The organism is Pseudomonas sp. PL-6 (assembly GCF_054110165.1).
This window is the reverse complement of sequence record NZ_CM134189.1, coordinates 4,339,181-4,354,840: the sequence shown is the minus strand read 5'-3', so window position 1 is coordinate 4,354,840 and position 15,660 is coordinate 4,339,181. Positions and strand designations below refer to the sequence as shown.

At 67.3% G+C, this 15,660-nt stretch carries 18 protein-coding genes; 8 read left to right on the top strand and 10 right to left on the bottom strand.

Going from position 1 to position 15,660, the window contains the following annotated elements:
* The first annotated feature begins 6 nt into the window (after positions 1 to 6).
* Positions 7 to 468, top strand: coding sequence for a CreA family protein (locus ACW9UL_RS18875; RefSeq protein ID WP_457787935.1), 462 nt, complete (start codon positions 7 to 9; stop codon positions 466 to 468).
* 58 nt (positions 469 to 526) lie between these two features.
* On the opposite strand, the gene mqo is transcribed toward ACW9UL_RS18875, so the two are convergent.
* Together mqo and ACW9UL_RS18865 are read right to left on the bottom strand one after the other, a co-directional pair.
* Positions 527 to 2,023 carry a malate dehydrogenase (quinone) gene (gene mqo, locus ACW9UL_RS18870; RefSeq protein WP_021446067.1) on the bottom strand — a complete coding sequence of 499 codons (1,497 nt, stop codon included), beginning with the start codon at positions 2,021 to 2,023 and terminating at the stop codon, positions 527 to 529.
* Positions 2,024 to 2,486: 463 nt separating this feature from the next.
* The gene (locus ACW9UL_RS18865) at positions 2,487 to 2,720 is read right to left on the bottom strand and encodes a hypothetical protein (RefSeq protein ID WP_021446066.1); all 234 of its coding nucleotides are present in this window, start codon (positions 2,718 to 2,720) and stop codon (positions 2,487 to 2,489) included.
* Between the two features lie 171 nt (positions 2,721 to 2,891).
* Between ACW9UL_RS18865 and ACW9UL_RS18860 the strand changes: the two genes are divergently transcribed.
* Positions 2,892 to 3,476: a YajG family lipoprotein gene (locus ACW9UL_RS18860; RefSeq protein WP_021446065.1), complete on the top strand. Its 585-nt coding sequence runs from the start codon at positions 2,892 to 2,894 to the stop codon at positions 3,474 to 3,476.
* Between the two features lie 60 nt (positions 3,477 to 3,536).
* Here ACW9UL_RS18860 and ACW9UL_RS18855 read toward each other — a convergent pair whose 3' ends face one another.
* Positions 3,537 to 3,743 carry a hypothetical protein gene (locus ACW9UL_RS18855; protein WP_021446064.1) on the bottom strand — a complete coding sequence of 69 codons (207 nt, stop codon included), beginning with the start codon at positions 3,741 to 3,743 and terminating at the stop codon, positions 3,537 to 3,539.
* 284 nt (positions 3,744 to 4,027) lie between these two features.
* Here ACW9UL_RS18855 and ACW9UL_RS18850 point away from each other — a divergent pair, with 284 nt between their 5' ends.
* Positions 4,028 to 4,315: a hypothetical protein gene (locus ACW9UL_RS18850; RefSeq protein WP_457787934.1), complete on the top strand. Its 288-nt coding sequence runs from the start codon at positions 4,028 to 4,030 to the stop codon at positions 4,313 to 4,315.
* A 61-nt stretch (positions 4,316 to 4,376) separates the two neighbouring features.
* Here the strand turns inward: ACW9UL_RS18850 and ACW9UL_RS18845 are convergent, their stop codons facing one another.
* A complete protein-coding gene (locus ACW9UL_RS18845) occupies positions 4,377 to 5,540 on the bottom strand; it encodes a 1-acyl-sn-glycerol-3-phosphate acyltransferase (RefSeq protein WP_457787933.1) in 1,164 nt (387 codons plus the stop codon).
* Positions 5,541 to 5,652: 112 nt separating this feature from the next.
* On the opposite strand from ACW9UL_RS18845, the gene ACW9UL_RS18840 reads away from it, so the two are divergent.
* Genes ACW9UL_RS18840 through ACW9UL_RS18830 form a run of 3 tightly spaced genes read left to right on the top strand, consistent with a single transcriptional unit; the run spans position 5,653 to position 6,743 of the window.
* A complete protein-coding gene (locus ACW9UL_RS18840; RefSeq protein ID WP_021446061.1) occupies positions 5,653 to 5,835 on the top strand; it encodes a CPXCG motif-containing cysteine-rich protein in 183 nt (60 codons plus the stop codon).
* On the top strand, positions 5,835 to 6,095 hold the full coding sequence (locus ACW9UL_RS18835) for a putative signal transducing protein (protein ID WP_397486363.1): 261 nt from the start codon (positions 5,835 to 5,837) through the stop codon (positions 6,093 to 6,095). Before ACW9UL_RS18840 ends, ACW9UL_RS18835 begins: the two co-directional genes overlap by 1 nt.
* 30 nt (positions 6,096 to 6,125) lie before the next feature.
* Positions 6,126 to 6,743 (top strand): SOS response-associated peptidase, encoded by a 618-nt coding sequence (locus ACW9UL_RS18830; RefSeq protein WP_457787931.1) that lies wholly within the window; start codon positions 6,126 to 6,128, stop codon positions 6,741 to 6,743.
* Between the two features lie 45 nt (positions 6,744 to 6,788).
* Here the strand turns inward: ACW9UL_RS18830 and ACW9UL_RS18825 are convergent, their stop codons facing one another.
* Entirely contained in the window at positions 6,789 to 8,939 is a 2,151-nt protein-coding gene (locus tag ACW9UL_RS18825; protein ID WP_457787930.1) for a methyl-accepting chemotaxis protein, read from the bottom strand.
* Between the two features lie 464 nt (positions 8,940 to 9,403).
* Here ACW9UL_RS18825 and ACW9UL_RS18820 point away from each other — a divergent pair, with 464 nt between their 5' ends.
* Entirely contained in the window at positions 9,404 to 10,225 is an 822-nt protein-coding gene (locus ACW9UL_RS18820) for a M48 family metallopeptidase (RefSeq protein WP_122108231.1), read from the top strand.
* A gap of 60 nt (positions 10,226 to 10,285) precedes the next feature.
* Here ACW9UL_RS18820 and ACW9UL_RS18815 read toward each other — a convergent pair whose 3' ends face one another.
* From ACW9UL_RS18815 to ACW9UL_RS18800, 4 genes are all read right to left on the bottom strand, one after another.
* Complete coding sequence (locus ACW9UL_RS18815; protein WP_457787929.1) at positions 10,286 to 10,729, bottom strand: ketosteroid isomerase-related protein; 444 nt, start codon at positions 10,727 to 10,729, stop codon at positions 10,286 to 10,288.
* Positions 10,730 to 10,840: 111 nt separating this feature from the next.
* A complete protein-coding gene (locus tag ACW9UL_RS18810; RefSeq protein ID WP_031303026.1) occupies positions 10,841 to 11,422 on the bottom strand; it encodes a TMEM165/GDT1 family protein in 582 nt (193 codons plus the stop codon).
* Between the two features lie 246 nt (positions 11,423 to 11,668).
* Positions 11,669 to 12,667 carry a methyltransferase gene (locus ACW9UL_RS18805; protein ID WP_457787928.1) on the bottom strand — a complete coding sequence of 333 codons (999 nt, stop codon included), beginning with the start codon at positions 12,665 to 12,667 and terminating at the stop codon, positions 11,669 to 11,671.
* Between the two features lie 27 nt (positions 12,668 to 12,694).
* Positions 12,695 to 13,660: a 2-hydroxyacid dehydrogenase gene (locus tag ACW9UL_RS18800; protein ID WP_457787927.1), complete on the bottom strand. Its 966-nt coding sequence runs from the start codon at positions 13,658 to 13,660 to the stop codon at positions 12,695 to 12,697.
* A gap of 79 nt (positions 13,661 to 13,739) precedes the next feature.
* On the opposite strand from ACW9UL_RS18800, the gene ACW9UL_RS18795 reads away from it, so the two are divergent.
* Complete coding sequence (locus ACW9UL_RS18795) at positions 13,740 to 14,369, top strand: LysE family translocator (protein ID WP_021442591.1); 630 nt, start codon at positions 13,740 to 13,742, stop codon at positions 14,367 to 14,369.
* A 45-nt stretch (positions 14,370 to 14,414) separates the two neighbouring features.
* On the opposite strand, the gene ACW9UL_RS18790 is transcribed toward ACW9UL_RS18795, so the two are convergent.
* Positions 14,415 to 15,590 (bottom strand): thiolase family protein, encoded by a 1,176-nt coding sequence (locus ACW9UL_RS18790; RefSeq protein WP_457787926.1) that lies wholly within the window; start codon positions 15,588 to 15,590, stop codon positions 14,415 to 14,417.
* Positions 15,591 to 15,660: the final 70 nt, after the last annotated feature.

Here is a 15,660-nt window from a genome sequence, read left to right as displayed (position 1 = left end):
AGAGGCATGCGTCCGTTCAAGGGAGTGGTGCTGGGCTTGCTGGTGCTGCCCGGCCTGGCGCTGGCCGAGACCATCGGCGAGGTGTCCACCGTGTTCAAGTGGGTGGGGCCGAACGACAAGATCGTCGTCGAGGCCTTCGACGATCCCAAGGTGGCGGGGGTGACCTGCTACCTGTCGCGGGCCAAGACCGGTGGGGTCAAGGGCGGCCTGGGCCTGGCCGAGGATCGCGCCGAGGCTTCCATCGCCTGTCGTCAGGTCGGGCCGATTCGTTTCCAGGGCGAGCTGAAGGATGGCGAGGAGGTATTCAAGGAGCGCACCTCGCTGGTGTTCAAGACCATGCAGGTGGTGCGCTTCTTCGACAGCAAGCGCAATACCCTGGTGTACCTGGTCTACAGCGACCGGGTGATCGAGGGCAGCCCGCAGAACGCGGTGACCGCCATTCCGATCCTGCCCTGGGGTCAGCAGTAGCCAGGGCTGCGCGCAATAAAAAACCGCCCCGAGGGGCGGTTTTTTGTGCGCGGGCCGATCAGGCGCCGGCGTCGAGTTGCAGGCGCTGGTTCGACTGCGCCTGCACTTCACGGTAGCGCTCGGCGTCCTTGGCCAGGACGTCGGCCATGGCCGGGAAGATCTGGTCCAGCTTGCTGCGCCAGTCCGCGGACTGGGCCTGCTCGGGGAAGCAACGACGGATCAGGTCGAGCATGATCGACACGGTCACCGAGGCGCCCGGCGAGGCGCCGAGCAGGGCGGCGATGGAGCCGTCGGCCGCGGCCACCAGTTCGGTGCCGAACTGCAGGATGCCGCCGTTCTTGCTGTCCTTCTTGATGATCTGCACGCGCTGACCGGCCACTTCCAGGCGCCAGTCCTCGGCCTTGGCCTCGGGGTAGAAGCCGCGCAGGGTCTTCAGGCGCTGCTCTTCGGACTGCATCACTTCCTTGATCAGGTAGCGGGTCAGGTCCATGTTGTCGCGCGCCACCGCCAGCATCGGGCCGATGTTGTTGGGGCGTACCGACAACGGCAGGTCGAGGAACGAGCCGTGGCGCAGGAACTTGGTGGAGAAGCCGGCGTAAGGGCCGAACAGCAGGGATTTCTTGCCGTCCACCACGCGGGTGTCGAGGTGCGGCACCGACATCGGCGGCGAGCCGACTTCGGCCTGGCTGTAGACCTTGGCCTGGTGCTTGGCCACCACCTCGGGGTTGTCGCAGCGCAGCCACTGGCCGCTCACCGGGAAGCCGCCGAAGCCCTTGCCTTCGGGGATGCCGGACAGCTGCAGCAGCGGCAGGGCGCCGCCACCGGCGCCGAGGAAGACGAACTTGGCCTGGATCTGCCGAGTGGCGCCGGTCTGGGTGTCCTTGACGCTGACGCGCCAGCCGTCGTCTTCGCGCTTGAGGTCGGTGACCTTCTGGTTGCAGGTGACCTTGGCGTCCGCCTGGCTGGCCAGGTAGTCGAGCATCTGCTGGGTGACCGCACCGAAGTTGACGTCGGTGCCTGCCTGCACGCGGGTCATGGCCAGCGGCTCGCCGGGGTCGCGGCCGGGGATCAGGAGCGGCGCCCAGTCGGCGATGGTGGCGCGATCCTCGGTGTACTCCATGGCGCTGAAGGCATGGTGCTGGCGCAGGGCCTCGAAGCGCTTCTTGAGGAAGGCGATGCCGTCCTGGCCGCGCACGAAGCTCATGTGCGGCACCGGGTTGATGAAGGATTTCGGCGAGTTGATCGCGCCCTTGTCGATCAGGTAGGCCCAGAACTGCTTGGACTCCTCGAACTGGGCGTTGATGCTCACCGACTTCTTGATGTCGATGCTGCCGTCGGCGCCTTCCGGGGTGTAGTTCAGCTCGCACAGCGCGGCGTGGCCGGTGCCGGCGTTGTTCCAGGGGTTGGAGCTTTCCACCGCGCCGGACTCGCGCAGTTCCACCACTTCCAGCGTGATGCCGGGATCGAGTTCCTTGAGCAGCACGCCCAGGGTCGCGCTCATAATGCCGGCGCCGACCAGCACCACATCTACGCTTTGGTAATCGTTATGCGCCATTAACCTCACTCCAAGAAATACTGCACCAGATTGACGGCCTGTCGGCCTGCTAGGGCGATGCCGGTGGACTCAGACGCAGTGCCTGGTCGCGCGGCCGGGAGGGTTAAGGCTGGGATTTGCGGACGCAAAACTGTTCATTTATTCGCCACACTCTTGTGAAGTTGTAAAAACCGTTTTTTCACGCTCTTTTGGAGCGGTGAACCTCAAAAGCTCGTCTGCCTCGGCGCGCTTCTAGCCCGCGCAGGTCATGCATTGCATGACTGCAATCGGCTCTGCGTATGGGCTTAAAGCGGCTGGCCGGAAACGGCAGCGCGAAGTGGGCGACTCTCTGGGGCGGGAGCGATGACCTAGCATCGGCGAGGTGGTGCGGCCCGATCAGGAGACGTCCTTATAATCGGGGCGCGATTATAGCGGTGAATGAGGCGAAATTGATCGCCCTGCGTGACTTTTCTTCTTCCGTCGGTCAGGCCGCCAACGGCCGGGCGTCTGCTGCATGCGTGACGACCGGTGTGACGCGCACGCCGGCGGGCAGCGGCGCCCCCAGCCAGCAGGGGCGCGACTCGCTCACCTCGACCCAGCCGGCCTGCTGTGGATGCGCCTGCGCCTGACGCAGCGCGCGGCAATGCCCCTGGGCGTCGAGCCAGGCGAAATGACGCAGCGGGCGGCGGGGGCTGAATAGGCGGCGCAGCAGCGACATGGCGAAAACTCCGGCGGATGGACTGGCGTCCTTTATGCCGTACGGCGGTGACAGGCTGATGACAGGAACCGCAGGCCGGGGCTGGCAGTCCGATACTGCGAGTGCTGTCGGCGCCAGTCGCCGCTGGGTATACTGCCGGCCACTTTTTCAACCCCTCTTGGAGAGATGAGCATGTTGCACCGCGCGTTGTTCGCCTTGCTTGCCGCCGCCAGCCTGACCCTGGCCGGTTGCGCCCACAGCCCTCAGCAACTCAGCCCGCAACCCAAGCTCACCAGCGCGCTGACCGCGGTCGGTCAGGGCCAGCCGGTGGTGGTTCGGGTGGTCGACGGGCGTCCGTCGCCGAACCTCGGCACCCGCGGCGGCCTGTATCCGGAAACCAGCGCCATCAGCGTCAGCAGCGAAGCCATCCTGCCCAAGCTGCAGGCCGAGGCCGAGGCCGCGGTACGCCTGCTCGGCTTCACTCCGTCGAGCAACGCCTACAACGCGCCGCAGCTGACTCTGACCCTGGCCGAGCTGAAGTACCAGTCGCCTAAGGAAGGCCTGTACGTCACCGAGGCCGACATCACCGCCTCCATCCGCGCCGACGTGCAGGGCGCCAGCCGCCGCTACAGCGGCCGTTACGGCGCCTCGCTGAACCAGCGCTTCGGCATGGCGCCGAACCAGCAGACCAACACCAAGCTGGTCAGCGACGTGCTCAGCGACGCCCTGACCCGCGCCTTCAAGGATCCGACCATTGGTCAGGTGCTGCTGCAGTAACGCAGAGCCCCGACACGAAAACGCCCCGCATTGCGGGGCGTTTTCATTTCTGCGGGCGCTTCAGGCAGCCTGCTCGTAGAGCTCCGGCAGGCTCATGCCGGTGCGGTTGTCGATGTCTGGCAGGTCGTAGTGTTCGTGACCGCCCAGGGCGCAGTAGACCAGCCAGTGGTGGTCCTGCACGTTGAAGGAAAGTTCGTCGACCACTGCGTCCACTTCATCCAGCGAGTCGATCAGGTAGTCGCGATCCAGCGGTTGTGGGTTGAGCATGGCAGGTCCTCCGCGGACATTAAGGGTAAGGCTCCACTGCAGGTCGTGACTGCGTGGTCACGATGAGAGATACAAACCCTAGGCCAGGGATATGACAGTTTTCAGACGATTTCGGGATAGCCGCCGCGTTCGTCGGAAACGAACCTTATAAAACGTGGATTTCAGTACACTGCGCGACGACTTTCGACGGCCGGAACGGGCGCTGCTGCACCTCATTTTCGGCGTGAATCCCCATTCTGGTGCGGCGACGGCGTCGCTGCACCGAGCTGATCCTGAGGTGTTGCATGTCGCTGCAGATGTTGTGGTCGCTGTTCCTCTCCCATCCGGCCGTGGCGATGAATGCGCTGGCATTGTTTTTCGGCCTGGCCGGCGCCTGGCTGTGCCTGATGACCCGCCTGCGCGAGCAGCGCGGCCAGGCCCGCATGCTGGCGCAGGGCGAACTGGAAAGCCTGAGCGCCGAGGCCGAGGCGTGCGACGAGCGCACCCTGCGCATCAATCGCTTCTTCTACCGCTTCGGCGGCGCCTGTCTGGCGGCGGCGCTGCTGCTGTCCTGGTTCAGCACGCGGCTGTAATGGGCGACAGATAGGAAAACGGCAGCCCGAGGGCTGCCGTTTTCCTTTGTGGCGGGGCCTGTCAGAGCGGCAGGCCGGCCTTAATCCGGTACTGGTTGCGCACCGGGTTGGCGTATTGCAGCACCAGGTAGGGCTGCTCCTCGGCGCTGCAGGCGGCCAGGCGCTTGTGCCATTCGGCCTCGGCCTTGGCCAGTTCGTCGGCGGCGAACAGTTCGCGGGCGGCGGGCACGGCCAGCTCCGGGTCGCGCTGTGCCCACATGGCATAGGCCAGGTAGTGCACCGGGAACAGGCGGTACTGGCCGAGAATCTGCCGGTCCAGTTCCTGGGCCAGCTGCTTGGTGTCGTCCAGACCTGCGACCGGCTCGCCGAAGTGCAGGTGGACGCGACCCTTGTAGCCGGTGATGCCGAGGGCGATGCTGGCGTCGTCCTCGCCGGGCGCCTTGGTGTAGCTGCCGGTGGCGGCGCGCACGCTCAGCTCGCGGGCCTTGGCCAGGTCGCAGGGGTCGTACTCGTAGCTGATCGACACCGGGATCAGGTTGAGCGAGTCGATCACCGCGGCGAACGGCTCGTCCTTGCGGCTCATGTGGAACATCTTGAGGATCGCCGAATCGGTGCGGTCGTCGCCGTCCTTGGCGCGGCCTTCGGCCTGGGCGATCCAGATCGACTCGCCGTCCTCGCGGATCGAGTGGTTGATATAGGCCGAGAGCAGCTGATAGGCCGCCAGCTTCTCGCGCCGGCCGCTGATCGAGCGGTGCACGATGAAGCTCTTGTTCAGGCGCATCAGGTCGCCGACGAAGGGCTTCTGCAGCAGGTTGTCGCCGATGGCGATGCGCGGCGTCTGCAGGCCGGCGTGGTACACCGCGTAGTTGACGAATGCCGGGTCCATGACGATGTCGCGGTGGTTGGCCAGGTACAGGTAGGCCTTGCCCGGTTGCAGGTGCTCGAGGCCGGAGTAGGTGATGCCGTCGCTGGCGCGTTCGATGCTGCGGTCGACGTAGGGCTCGATCTTTTCCTGCAGCTTGGCCACCGAGTCGATGCCGGCGAACTCGCTGCGCAGGCGCGCGGCGATCAGCGGCTTGAGCAGCCAGCCGAGCGGCCCGGCCAGGCGCGGGAAGCGAAAGCGGGTGAGGGTGCCGAGAAAGGCCGGGTCGGCGAGCAGGCGCGCCAGTACGGGGCGCACTTCTGCGTCGGCATAGGGTCGGATGGCATCGAATGCGCCCATCATGCTCTCTTGTTGTAGAACGGCTATGGTTGAAATGAGGTGCTGAACGAAAACGCCTGGCGAGCAGGCCAGCAATAGACCGGCGATTATACCGCCAAGTCACAAGGAGGCCGCGATGCTGGAAACCGAGGCCTATTTCTGCCCCTACTGCGGCGAGCCGGCCGAAGCCGTGCTCGATCTGTCGGCGGGCGATCAGTCCTATATCGAGGATTGCCCGGTGTGCTGCCGACCGATCCTGTTCGAGCTGCGCACCGACGGCGTCGACTGGCAACTGGAGGTTCGCGGGGAGAACGACTGATGCAACGAATCTACGAGCCGGAGAATCTGCTGGAGGGCGAGATGCTGCTGGGCATGCTGGCCAGCGAGGGCATCGAGGCGCATCTGCTCGGCCAGCACCTGGTCGGTGCGGTGGGCGAGTTGCCGGTCTGCGGGCTGCTCGGTCTGCTGGTGGCCGACCATGACGCCGAGCGGGCACGCGCGCTGATCGGGGCGTACAATGCCGCGCAACCCCTGCCCGGCGACGAGCCGGAATCCTTCCAGGGCGTGCTGCTGTGCTGACGCGCCCCTGCCTACCTGTCGAGTTGCCGCATGTGTGGACGCTACGCCCTGTTTCGCTGGTCGCCGGTCCTGGCGGCCTTGCCCGGTTTTCCCGCCGATCAGCAGCCGCACTGGAATATCGCGCCGAACGGCCAGGTACTGCTGTTGCGTGCCGGCGCCGCCGGGACTGAAGCCGCCGCGGCGCGCTGGGGCTTGACCCCGGCCTGGCTCAAGGACCTGTCGAAGACCCCCGCGCATGCCCGCGCCGAGACCCTGGCCGAGCAACCGATGTTCCGCGAACCCCTGCGCCTGCGCCGCGGCCTGCTGCCGGCCAATGGCTTCTACGAATGGCGCGGCGCAGCGCGCAAGCGCCCGTACTGGATGACCAACGCCGATTCGCTGCTGTATTTCGCCGCGCTGTGGGAGGTCTATCCGGTCGGCGGGCACGAGTACCTGAGCGTGGCGCTGATCACCCAGGCAGCCGCCTCGCAGCGCCGCCCGCTGATTCTCGACGAGCAGGAGCGGGCCCTGTGGCTGAGCGGCGAGACCGGGCTGGAGCAACTGCAGGCGCTGCTGGCCAGGCCCCAGGGTGGTCTGCGCGAGCGCGCCCTGGCCACCCTGGTCAACGACCCCAAGCTGGATGCGCCGGAGTGCCTGACCCCGGCGTGAGGCCGAGCAACGCGTAGGGTGCGCATGGCGCACCCTACAAGCCGCTTACACCCTGAACTGGTTGATCAGCCGGCGCTGCTGCTCGGCCAGCTTGGTCAGCCCGGCGCTGGCCTGGCTGGCCTCGTCGGCGCCGCCGGCCACCTCGTTGGCCACCTGACCGATATTGGTGACGTTGCGGTTGATGTCCTCGGCCACTGCGCTCTGCTGCTCGGCTGCGCTGGCGATCTGGGTGTTCATGTCGTTGATCACCGAGACCGCCTGGGTGATGGCCTCCAGCGAGTCGGCCGCCTGGTTGGCGTGCGCCACGCTGTCGTCGGTCTTGACCTGGCTCTGCTCCATTACCTTGACCACCTCGCGGGTGCCGTGCTGCAGCTGCTGGATCATGCTCTGGATCTCTTCGGTGGCCTGCTGGGTCTTCTGCGCCAGGTTGCGCACCTCGTCGGCGACCACGGCGAAACCGCGGCCCTGTTCGCCGGCCCGCGCCGCCTCGATGGCGGCGTTGAGCGCCAGCAGGTTGGTCTGCTCGGCGATGCCGCGGATCGCCACCAGGATCGCGTTGATGTTCTCGCTGTCCTTGGCCAGGCTCTGCACCACGCCGACGGCGCGGCCGATTTCGCTGGCCAGCGCGGCGATGGCGCTCGAGGTGCTCTGCACCACCTGCTTGCCCTGGTTGGCGGCGCGGTCGGCGTGGTTGGCGGCCTCGGCGGCGTGGGTGGCGTTGCGCGCCACGTCCTGCGCGGTGGCGGTCATCTGGTGCACGGCAGTGGCCACCAGCTCGATCTCGGCCAGCTGCTTCTGCACCCCCTGGTTGGTGCGGATGGCGATGTCGGCGGTGTGCTCGGACGAGTCGCTGACTTGCTGTACCGAGGTCACCACGTCGCCGATCATCGCCTGCAGCTTGCTTAGGAAAGCGTTGAAACCCTGGGCGATCTGCCCCAGTTCGTCGCTGCGTTCGACCCGCAGGCGCACGGTCAGGTCGCCGTCGCCCTTGGCGATGTCGTCGAGCATGCCGACCATCTGCTTGAGCGGGCGGGCGATGCCGTAGCCGACGAACCAGATCACCAGCAGGCCGAGGGCGGCGATCAGCAGGCCGACCAGGCTCATGCCCAGGGTATCGGCTTCGCGCTGCGCGGCCAGTTCGCCCTGCAGCTGGCGCAGGTCGGCCATCACGGTGTCCAGCGGCAGCACCAGCATCAGCACCCAGCGGGTATCGGCCTGGCCGATGGTGAAGCTGAGAAACAGCTCGATATGGCTGTCGGCGGGATCGTCCTCGACGTGGATGTCGTACTTCGGCTGGCCCGGCTGCAGGCCGCTCAGGTTGCTCAGTTCGTTGGCGTCGAGCAGCGCGGTGGCCGGTTCGCCGAGCTTGTCCGGGGCCTTGGTCGAGGCCACCAGGCGGCCGTTGCCGGCGATCAGCGCCATCTCGCCGGCGCCGTCGTAGAGCTGGGCGTCGGCCTGGGTCAGCAGGTCCTGGATGAAATTGACTGCAAGGTCGGCGCCGGCGATGCCGCGGAATTCGCCGTCCACCAGGATCGGCGAGGTGAAAGACGCGAGCATGGTCATTTTGCCGCCGACTTCGTAGGGCGCCGGGTCGATCACGCAGGGGCGCTTGCGCTCCTTGGGACACAGGTAGTACTCGCCCTCGCGCACCCCGGTGGGCAGCAGTTTCTCGCTTTCCATCGAGCCGATGGCGTCGAGACCCAGGCTGCCGTCGGCGTTGCGATACCACCAGGGCAGGAAGCGGCCGCTGCCGTCGTAGCCGTTCTCGCGGCTGCCGGCGTAGAGGTCGTCGCTGGCGTCGAAGGCGTTCGCTTCCCAGCCGATGTAGCTGCCCAGCAGCTTGGGGGTCTGCGCCGTGGTCTCGCGCACCAGGTTGGCCAGTTCCTCGCGGCTGACGGCCAGCAGCGGGGCACCGTTGGCATCGCTCATGCCGAGCAGGGCGTTGACCCGGGCCAGGTCGGCGGTGATCTGCAGCGGCACCTCCAGCTCGCGCTGGATTTCGCTGACCTGGGCGCGCGCCAGTGCCGCCAGGCGCTGTTCGATGACCTGTTCGAGCAGCGCCTGGGTACGTTGCTCCACCAGCGCCTGGGTGCGAGCGCTGGCGAACAGGGCATAGAGCACCAGGGCCACGACCACGGCCAGCACGCTGGCGCCGGCGAGGAAGGCGACGGAAAACTGGATCGACTTGAACTTCATATTGGCTCCGGGGCGCGATGTGGCCTGTAAGAGCCTGTTCAAAGGCTGCTGCGCGTCGGCACTGCTGCGTTAAAAACAGGCTCGGACAGTGACTTGTCACTGAAACTCCGCAGGACGGCCCGCAGGGCGAGCGCAGCGAGTAATGCTCATGTACAAAAGTACACTCCGCTTTCTCGCCTGTTTGATTCGCTGGCGCTCACCCTTCGGGCCAGCCTTTGGCTGTTACTCCCGTTGGTCGTTGCGCCTTGCATTGCTCTAGCTCGCGAGCCTTTGAACAAGCTCTAAAACGGCTATCGGCAGCGTCGGTGGAAAACCTTAGCGGGCTGTCGTGGATAAGCTCTCGGACGGCGTTTTGGCGGTTTCATCGCTTAGCAAAGATGGCCCGCGGCCATCGTGCAAGTGGCGTGGTTGCTCGCGCCGAGGCGGCGGCCTAGCATAGGTCGGTCGATAAAGGAGATCGTTCGATGAACAAGGTTCTTACTCTGGGTGGCCTGGCGGCGGCGCTGCTGCTGGCCGGCTGTCAGGCCGTCAACACCACCAGCGGCGGTGCGGTGGGCGTGGAGCGCAAGCAGTACATGTTCAGCATGCTGTCGGCCGACCAGGTCAACCAGATGTATGCGCAGTCCTACCAGCAGACCCTGAGCGAGGCGTCGAGCCAGGGCGTGCTGGACAAGAGCAGCGCCAACGCCAAGCGCCTGCAAGCCGTCGCCAACCGACTGATCCCGCAGGCGCCGCGTTTCCGCCCGGATGCGGCCAACTGGCAGTGGGAGGTCAACCTGATCAAGAGCCCGGAGCTCAACGCCAACTGCGGCCCCGGCGGCAAGATCATCTTCTACAGCGGCATCATCGAGAAGCTCAAGCTGAGCGACGACGAGATCGCCGCGATCATGGGCCACGAGATGGCTCACGCCCTGCGCGAGCACAGCCGCGAGGCGATGTCCAAGGCCTATGGCATCGAGATGGCCAAGCAGGGCGCCGGCGCCCTGCTCGGTCTCGGTGAGGGCGGCCTGGCCCTGGCCGACACCGTGGTGCAGTACAGCCTGACCCTGCCCAACAGCCGCGGCAACGAGAACGAGGCCGACCTGATCGGCCTGGAGCTGGCCGCGCGCGCCGGCTACGACCCCAATGCGGCGGTCAGCCTGTGGCAGAAGATGGCGGCCGCCGGCGGCGGGGCGCCGCCGGAGTTCATGAGCACCCACCCGTCCTCCAGCAGCCGTATCGCCTCGCTGCAGGCGGCGATTCCCAAGGTGATGCCGCTGTACGAGCAGGCCAAGGCCGGGCGCTGAGTCCGGCCTCGGGATGGACCGGCGGCGCGTCCTGAGGGCTCAGGGCGCGCCGTTGGCGTTTCAGGGCAGGGCTTTTTCGGCGAAGGGGCGGGTTTCCAGATTGAGCTGGGCGCGGAAGCTTTCCATGTCGAACATGGTGCAGATTTCCTGGATCTCGTTGCCCGGGGTCAGGGTCCAGAAGGCCATGGCCGAGATGCTCAGCACCTTGTCGCTGGGCGGGTAGCCCAGCGCGGGTTGCTCGATGGTGCCGATCAGGGTGCTCCAGGTGACCACCTTGTAGCCTTCGGCGATGCATTCCTCGACCACCACCTGCAGGTCCGGCATGGCGTGGCGGATGTCCTGCACCATCTGGGCGAAGCCGGCGCTGCTCAGCGGGCGGCCGATAAACGAACTCTTGTAGAGAAAGTCGCGGCTGTGCAGTTGCTCGGCCAGCGCCAGACGGCCCTTGTTCCAGGTCAGGTCGATGTGCTGGCACACCACCTTCTTCCGATCATCCAATGACATGACGCCCTCCGGACTGCCGACTCAAGTTGCGTGACGTGTCGCGCACTTTAGCAGCAGGCAGGAGGGGGCTGGAATTGGCCGATGTGCCAGCTAGATGGCGTCAGCGATGCGTCATGCCAGGCCGCTCAACTGCAGCGCCTGGTAGCCGGCGTACAGCGCCAGGGCGGCGAAGGCGCAGGCGGCCAGGCGACGGATCAGGGTCAGCGGCAGGCGCTCGGCGGCGAAGTTGCCGGCCAGCACCACCGGCACGTTGGCGATCAGCATGCCCAGGGTGGTGCCGAGCACCACCAGCACGAAGTGCGGGTACTGCGCGGCCAGCATCACCGTGGCGACCTGGGTCTTGTCGCCCATCTCGGCGATGAAGAAGGCGATCAGGGTGGTGAGGAAGGGACCGTACTTCTTCAACCCGGATTCCTCGTCCTCGTCCAGCTTGTCGGGGATCAGCGTCCAGGCGGCCACGGCGACGAAACTGGCGGCGAGTATCCAGCTCAGGGTGGCGGGCGAGAACAGGCCGGCGACCCAGTTGCCGACGGCGCCGGCGGCGAAGTGGTTGGCCAGGGTGGCGACCACTATGCCCCAGATGATCGGCCAGGGCCGGCGAAAGCGCGCGGCCAGGAGCAAGGCGAGCAGTTGCGTCTTGTCGCCGATTTCGGCGAGGGCGACGATCAGGGTGGGGACGAACAGGGATTCCAGCATGGGGTTTTCCTAAAGGGGCGGGTCGACACGGCTATGACACGTACGACCTTCCCGCCCCGGGTAAGGTGTGCGTGTCATAGGTCTTGTCAAACCGCAGGCCCCTCTGGGAGGCCTTGGGTCGCGCGCGCCATGCTCTGCGGAGCAAGTGTGTTGACGCGTGCCGGGCGAGCTGGGCGCTCGCGGGAGACTACTCCCCTAGGACCGGCGCATTGTGCCCAAGCGTTTCGCCCAGAGCAACCCCGCTCAACGCCGCCGGGCGGCGTAGATGCGAAAGCCGTCGGCCTCGGCCAGGGTGCGGCAGGGGCCGAGGTGGCGCTCGATCAGCGGCGGGTACTTGAGGAAGCTGTTGGCCACCAGGCGCAGTTCGCCGCCGATGTTCAGGTGGGCGGCGGCCTGGGTCAGCAGGTTCTCGCTGGCCTGGTAATGGGTGTGCACGCCCTGGTGAAAGGGCGGGTTGCTGACGATGGCGGCCAGCCCTTGTGGCGCCGACTCGATGCCCGTGCCGGCGATCAGCTCGGCATCCAGGCCGTTGCGGGCCAGGGTCAGGCGGCTGCTGGCCAGGGCGAAGGCGTCCACGTCCAGCAGGCTCAGCTGGCTGGCCGGGTAGCGGCGCTTGAGCGCGGCGCCGAGCACGCCGGCGCCGCAGCCGAAGTCCAGCAGATGGCCGTGCGGCAGGTCGTCGAGGTGCTCCAGCAGCAGGGCGCTGCCGCGATCCAGGCGGCCGTGGGCGAACACCCCGGGCAGACTCACCACCTGCAGCGGGCCGTCGGCCAGTGGCAGGCTGTAGACCTGGGCCAGGGCGTCGAGCTCGGGCTGCGCGGGCGCCTGCTCGACCTGCACGCACCACAGCTGGCAATGGCGCGCGTTGTCCAGCTTGCGCGGCGTGCCATAGGCCGCCAGCTGCTTGGCCGCACGCTCGATGCCGCCGCGCTTCTCGCCGACCAGGTACAGCGGGCGGCCGCTCAGGCGCGCGGCCAGGGCCTGCAGCAGGTAATCGGCGAGTTCGCGCGACTTGGGCAGAAACAGCACGGCGGCGCAGTAGTCGCCCTCCGGCATAAGGGTGTCGAACTGACTGCGCCCGGCAAAGCGTGCCTGCAGCAGTGCCTGGTCACCGGCGTGCCAGCTCCAGCCGCGCGCCTGGGGCAGGGCGCCGAGCAGATCGTCGGCCGGCAGACCGGCCAGCAGCAGCTCGCCGCCGAACAGCTCGGCCTGACGCAGGAGAACTTCGCTTCGCGGGTCCATCGGGGGCTCCTGAAAAAGCTGCGCAGCTTAGCCGACCAGCCGCCGCGGCGCACCGGCGAAGAAGGCTGCGGCGTTCTCCGCCACCTGGCCGACGATGCGCTGGCGCGCCTCGCGACTGCCCCAGGCATTGTGCGGCGTGACGATCAGGCGCGGGATGTCGGCGGCCAGCAGCGGGTTGCCGTCCTTCGGCGGTTCCTGCAGCAGCACGTCGGTGGCGGCGCCGCCCAGGTGGCCGCGCCGCAGCGCGTCGGCCAGGGCCTGTTCGTCGACCAGGCCGCCGCGCGCGGTGTTGATCAGAAACGCCTGCGGTTTCATCAGCGCCAGCTCGGCGGCGCCGATCAGGTTGCGGGTCTGCTCGTTGAGCGGGCAGTGCAGGGTCAGGGCGTCCACCTGCGGCAGCAGTTCATGCAGGGCGATGCGATCCTCGCGCGGCGGGCGGCCCGGCAACTGGCCGAGCAGCACTTGCATGCCGAAGGCTTCGGCCAGGCGCGCCACCGCGCCGCCCAGCTCGCCGTGGCCGAGCAGGCCGAGGGTCTTGCCCTCCAGCTCGACTATGGGGTGGTCGAGCAGGCAGAACTGGCTGGCCTGCTGCCAGCGCCCGGCGGCGACGTCGCGCTGGTAGTCGGGCAGGCGGGTGGCCAGGGCCAGCAGCAGCATCAGGCAGTGCTGCGCCACCGACGGTGTGCCGTAGCCCTGGCAGTTGCTCACCACCACGCCATGGGCGCGGGCGGCGGCCAGGTCGACGTTGTTGGTGCCGGTGGCGGTGACCAGCACCAGCTTGAGCTCGGGGCAGGCGGCGAAGGTGGCGGCGGTCAGCGGTACCTTGTTGCTGATCGCTACCTGGGCGCCCTGTAGGCGTTCGGCGACCTGCTCGGGGGCGGTCTGCGCGTGTAGGGTCAATGTGGCGAAGGCCTGCTGCAGCGGCTGCAGGTTGAGGTCGCCGAGGTCGAGGGAGGCGTGGTCGAGGAAGACGGCGCGGGCGCTGTTGCTCATCAGCTGTACCTTTTCGCAGAGGGGGCGCAGGAGTAGATTGGCGAGCCTACCAGACCTCGCCTGCCGCTGCGGAGCCACCATGTACTGGACCGAGTTTCTCACCGTCGCCCTGATCCACCTGCTGGCCGTGGCCAGCCCGGGGCCGGACTTCGCCATCGTGGTGCGCGAGAGCGTGGCCCATGGTCGTCGCGCCGGGCTGTTCAGCGCCTTCGGCGTGGGCACCGGGATCCTGGTGCACGTCACCTACTCGCTGCTCGGCATCGGCTTGATCGTGTCGCAGTCGATCGTCCTGTTCAACGCGCTGAAATGGCTGGCGGCGGCCTACCTGCTGTATATCGGCATCAAGGCGCTGCGTGCGCGCCCGGCCGATCCGGCCAGCGCCGAGCTGAGCCTGGCGGCGGGCGAGCGCAGCGCTCGCGGCGCCTTCGTCAGCGGCTTCGTCACCAACGGTCTGAACCCCAAGGCGACGCTGTTCTTCTTGTCGCTGTTCACCGTGGTGATCGACCCGCACACGCCGGTGCCAGTGCAGGCCGGCTACGGCCTCTACCTGGCGCTGGCCACCGCGCTGTGGTTCTGCATGGTCGCCTGGCTGTTCAGCCAGCAGCGGGTGCGCGCCGGCTTCGCCCGCATGGGCCACTGGTTCGATCGGCTGATGGGCGCGGTGCTGGTGGCCATCGGCGTGAAGCTGGCGCTGAGCGAGATGCGCTGAGCGCAAGAGCCCCGCAACTGCGGGGCTCTGTCTTGATGGGCGGGCTTACAGCAGTTCGATGGCCACCGCGGTGGCCTCGCCGCCGCCGATGCACAGCGATGCGACGCCGCGCTTGCCGCCTTTCTTCTGCAGGGCGTTGATCAGGGTGAGGATGATCCGCGAGCCGGTGGAGCCGACCGGGTGACCCTGGGCGCAGGCGCCGCCGAAGACATTGACCTTGGCGTGATCCAGGCCGTGTTCGCGCATGGCCAGCATGGTCACCATGGCGAAGGCCTCGTTGATCTCGAACAGGTCGATTTCGTCCTTGTTCCAGCCGGTCTTCTTCAGCAGATTGCTCATCGCACCGATCGGTGCCAGGGTGAACTCGCTCGGCTCCTGGCTCTGGGTGGCGTGGGCGACGATCCTGGCCAGCGGCTTGAGGCCGCGCCTGGCCGCTTCTTCGGCGGTCATCAGCAGCAGGGCGCTGGCGCCGTCGGAGATCGAGCTGGCGTTGGCCGCGGTGATGCTGCCGTCCTTGCGGAAGGCGGGCTTGAGCGCGGGGATCTTGTCCAGGTTGGCGGTCAGCGGCTGCTCGTCGTCCTTGACCAGCACCTCGCCCTTGCGGGTGGCGACGGTGATCGGAACGATCTCGGCGTCCAGCGAACCGTCCTTGATGGCGGCCTGGGCGCGCTTGAGCGACTCGATGGCGTAGGCGTCCATCTCTTCGCGGCTGATGCCGTACTTATCGGCGGTTTCCTGAGCGAAGGAGCCCATCAGGCGGCCGCTGCGGGCGTCTTCCAGGCCGTCGAGGAACATGTGGTCCTTGATCTCGCCGTGGCCCATGCGCAGGCCGGTGCGCGCCTTTTCCAGCACGTAGGGGGCGTTGGACATGCTTTCCATGCCGCCGGCGATCATCACCTGGTTGCTGCCGGCCTTGAGCGCGTCGAAGGCCTGCATCACCGCCTTCATGCCCGAACCGCACAGCTTGTTGATGGTGGTGCAGCCGGTAGCGGCGGGCAGCCCGGCGTTGAGCGCGGCCTGGCGTGCCGGGCCCTGCTTGAGGCCGGCGGGCAGCACGCAGCCCATGATCACTTCCTGCACCTCGGCCGGGGCGATACCGGCGCGGCTGACCGCCTCGCGAATGGCGGCGGCGCCCAGGTCGACGGCGGACACGCTGGCCAGGCTGCCCTGGAAGCCGCCCATGGGGGTGCGGGCGCCGCTGACGATGACGAGGTCGGACATAGTTGTTACCTCGAACGAAAGTTGGGCTTGGCGCAGCCTGTTTCGCGACCGGCTGCATGGCTGGATTCTA

Excerpts from the sequence above, each read along its gene's own strand:
- ACW9UL_RS18875 (WP_457787935.1), top strand. The coding sequence starts at position 7 with ATGCGTCCGTTCAAGGGAGTGGTGCTGGGCTTGCTGGTGCTGCCCGGC.
- mqo (WP_021446067.1), bottom strand. The coding sequence starts at position 2,023 with ATGGCGCATAACGATTACCAAAGCGTAGATGTGGTGCTGGTCGGCGCC.
- ACW9UL_RS18865 (WP_021446066.1), bottom strand. The coding sequence starts at position 2,720 with ATGTCGCTGCTGCGCCGCCTATTCAGCCCCCGCCGCCCGCTGCGTCAT.
- ACW9UL_RS18860 (WP_021446065.1), top strand. The coding sequence starts at position 2,892 with ATGTTGCACCGCGCGTTGTTCGCCTTGCTTGCCGCCGCCAGCCTGACC.
- ACW9UL_RS18855 (WP_021446064.1), bottom strand. The coding sequence starts at position 3,743 with ATGCTCAACCCACAACCGCTGGATCGCGACTACCTGATCGACTCGCTG.
- ACW9UL_RS18850 (WP_457787934.1), top strand. The coding sequence starts at position 4,028 with ATGTCGCTGCAGATGTTGTGGTCGCTGTTCCTCTCCCATCCGGCCGTG.
- ACW9UL_RS18845 (WP_457787933.1), bottom strand. The coding sequence starts at position 5,540 with ATGATGGGCGCATTCGATGCCATCCGACCCTATGCCGACGCAGAAGTG.
- ACW9UL_RS18840 (WP_021446061.1), top strand. The coding sequence starts at position 5,653 with ATGCTGGAAACCGAGGCCTATTTCTGCCCCTACTGCGGCGAGCCGGCC.
- ACW9UL_RS18835 (WP_397486363.1), top strand. The coding sequence starts at position 5,835 with ATGCAACGAATCTACGAGCCGGAGAATCTGCTGGAGGGCGAGATGCTG.
- ACW9UL_RS18830 (WP_457787931.1), top strand. The coding sequence starts at position 6,126 with ATGTGTGGACGCTACGCCCTGTTTCGCTGGTCGCCGGTCCTGGCGGCC.
- ACW9UL_RS18825 (WP_457787930.1), bottom strand. The coding sequence starts at position 8,939 with ATGAAGTTCAAGTCGATCCAGTTTTCCGTCGCCTTCCTCGCCGGCGCC.
- ACW9UL_RS18820 (WP_122108231.1), top strand. The coding sequence starts at position 9,404 with ATGAACAAGGTTCTTACTCTGGGTGGCCTGGCGGCGGCGCTGCTGCTG.
- ACW9UL_RS18815 (WP_457787929.1), bottom strand. The coding sequence starts at position 10,729 with ATGTCATTGGATGATCGGAAGAAGGTGGTGTGCCAGCACATCGACCTG.
- ACW9UL_RS18805 (WP_457787928.1), bottom strand. The coding sequence starts at position 12,667 with ATGGACCCGCGAAGCGAAGTTCTCCTGCGTCAGGCCGAGCTGTTCGGC.
- ACW9UL_RS18800 (WP_457787927.1), bottom strand. The coding sequence starts at position 13,660 with ATGAGCAACAGCGCCCGCGCCGTCTTCCTCGACCACGCCTCCCTCGAC.
- ACW9UL_RS18795 (WP_021442591.1), top strand. The coding sequence starts at position 13,740 with ATGTACTGGACCGAGTTTCTCACCGTCGCCCTGATCCACCTGCTGGCC.
- ACW9UL_RS18790 (WP_457787926.1), bottom strand. The coding sequence starts at position 15,590 with ATGTCCGACCTCGTCATCGTCAGCGGCGCCCGCACCCCCATGGGCGGC.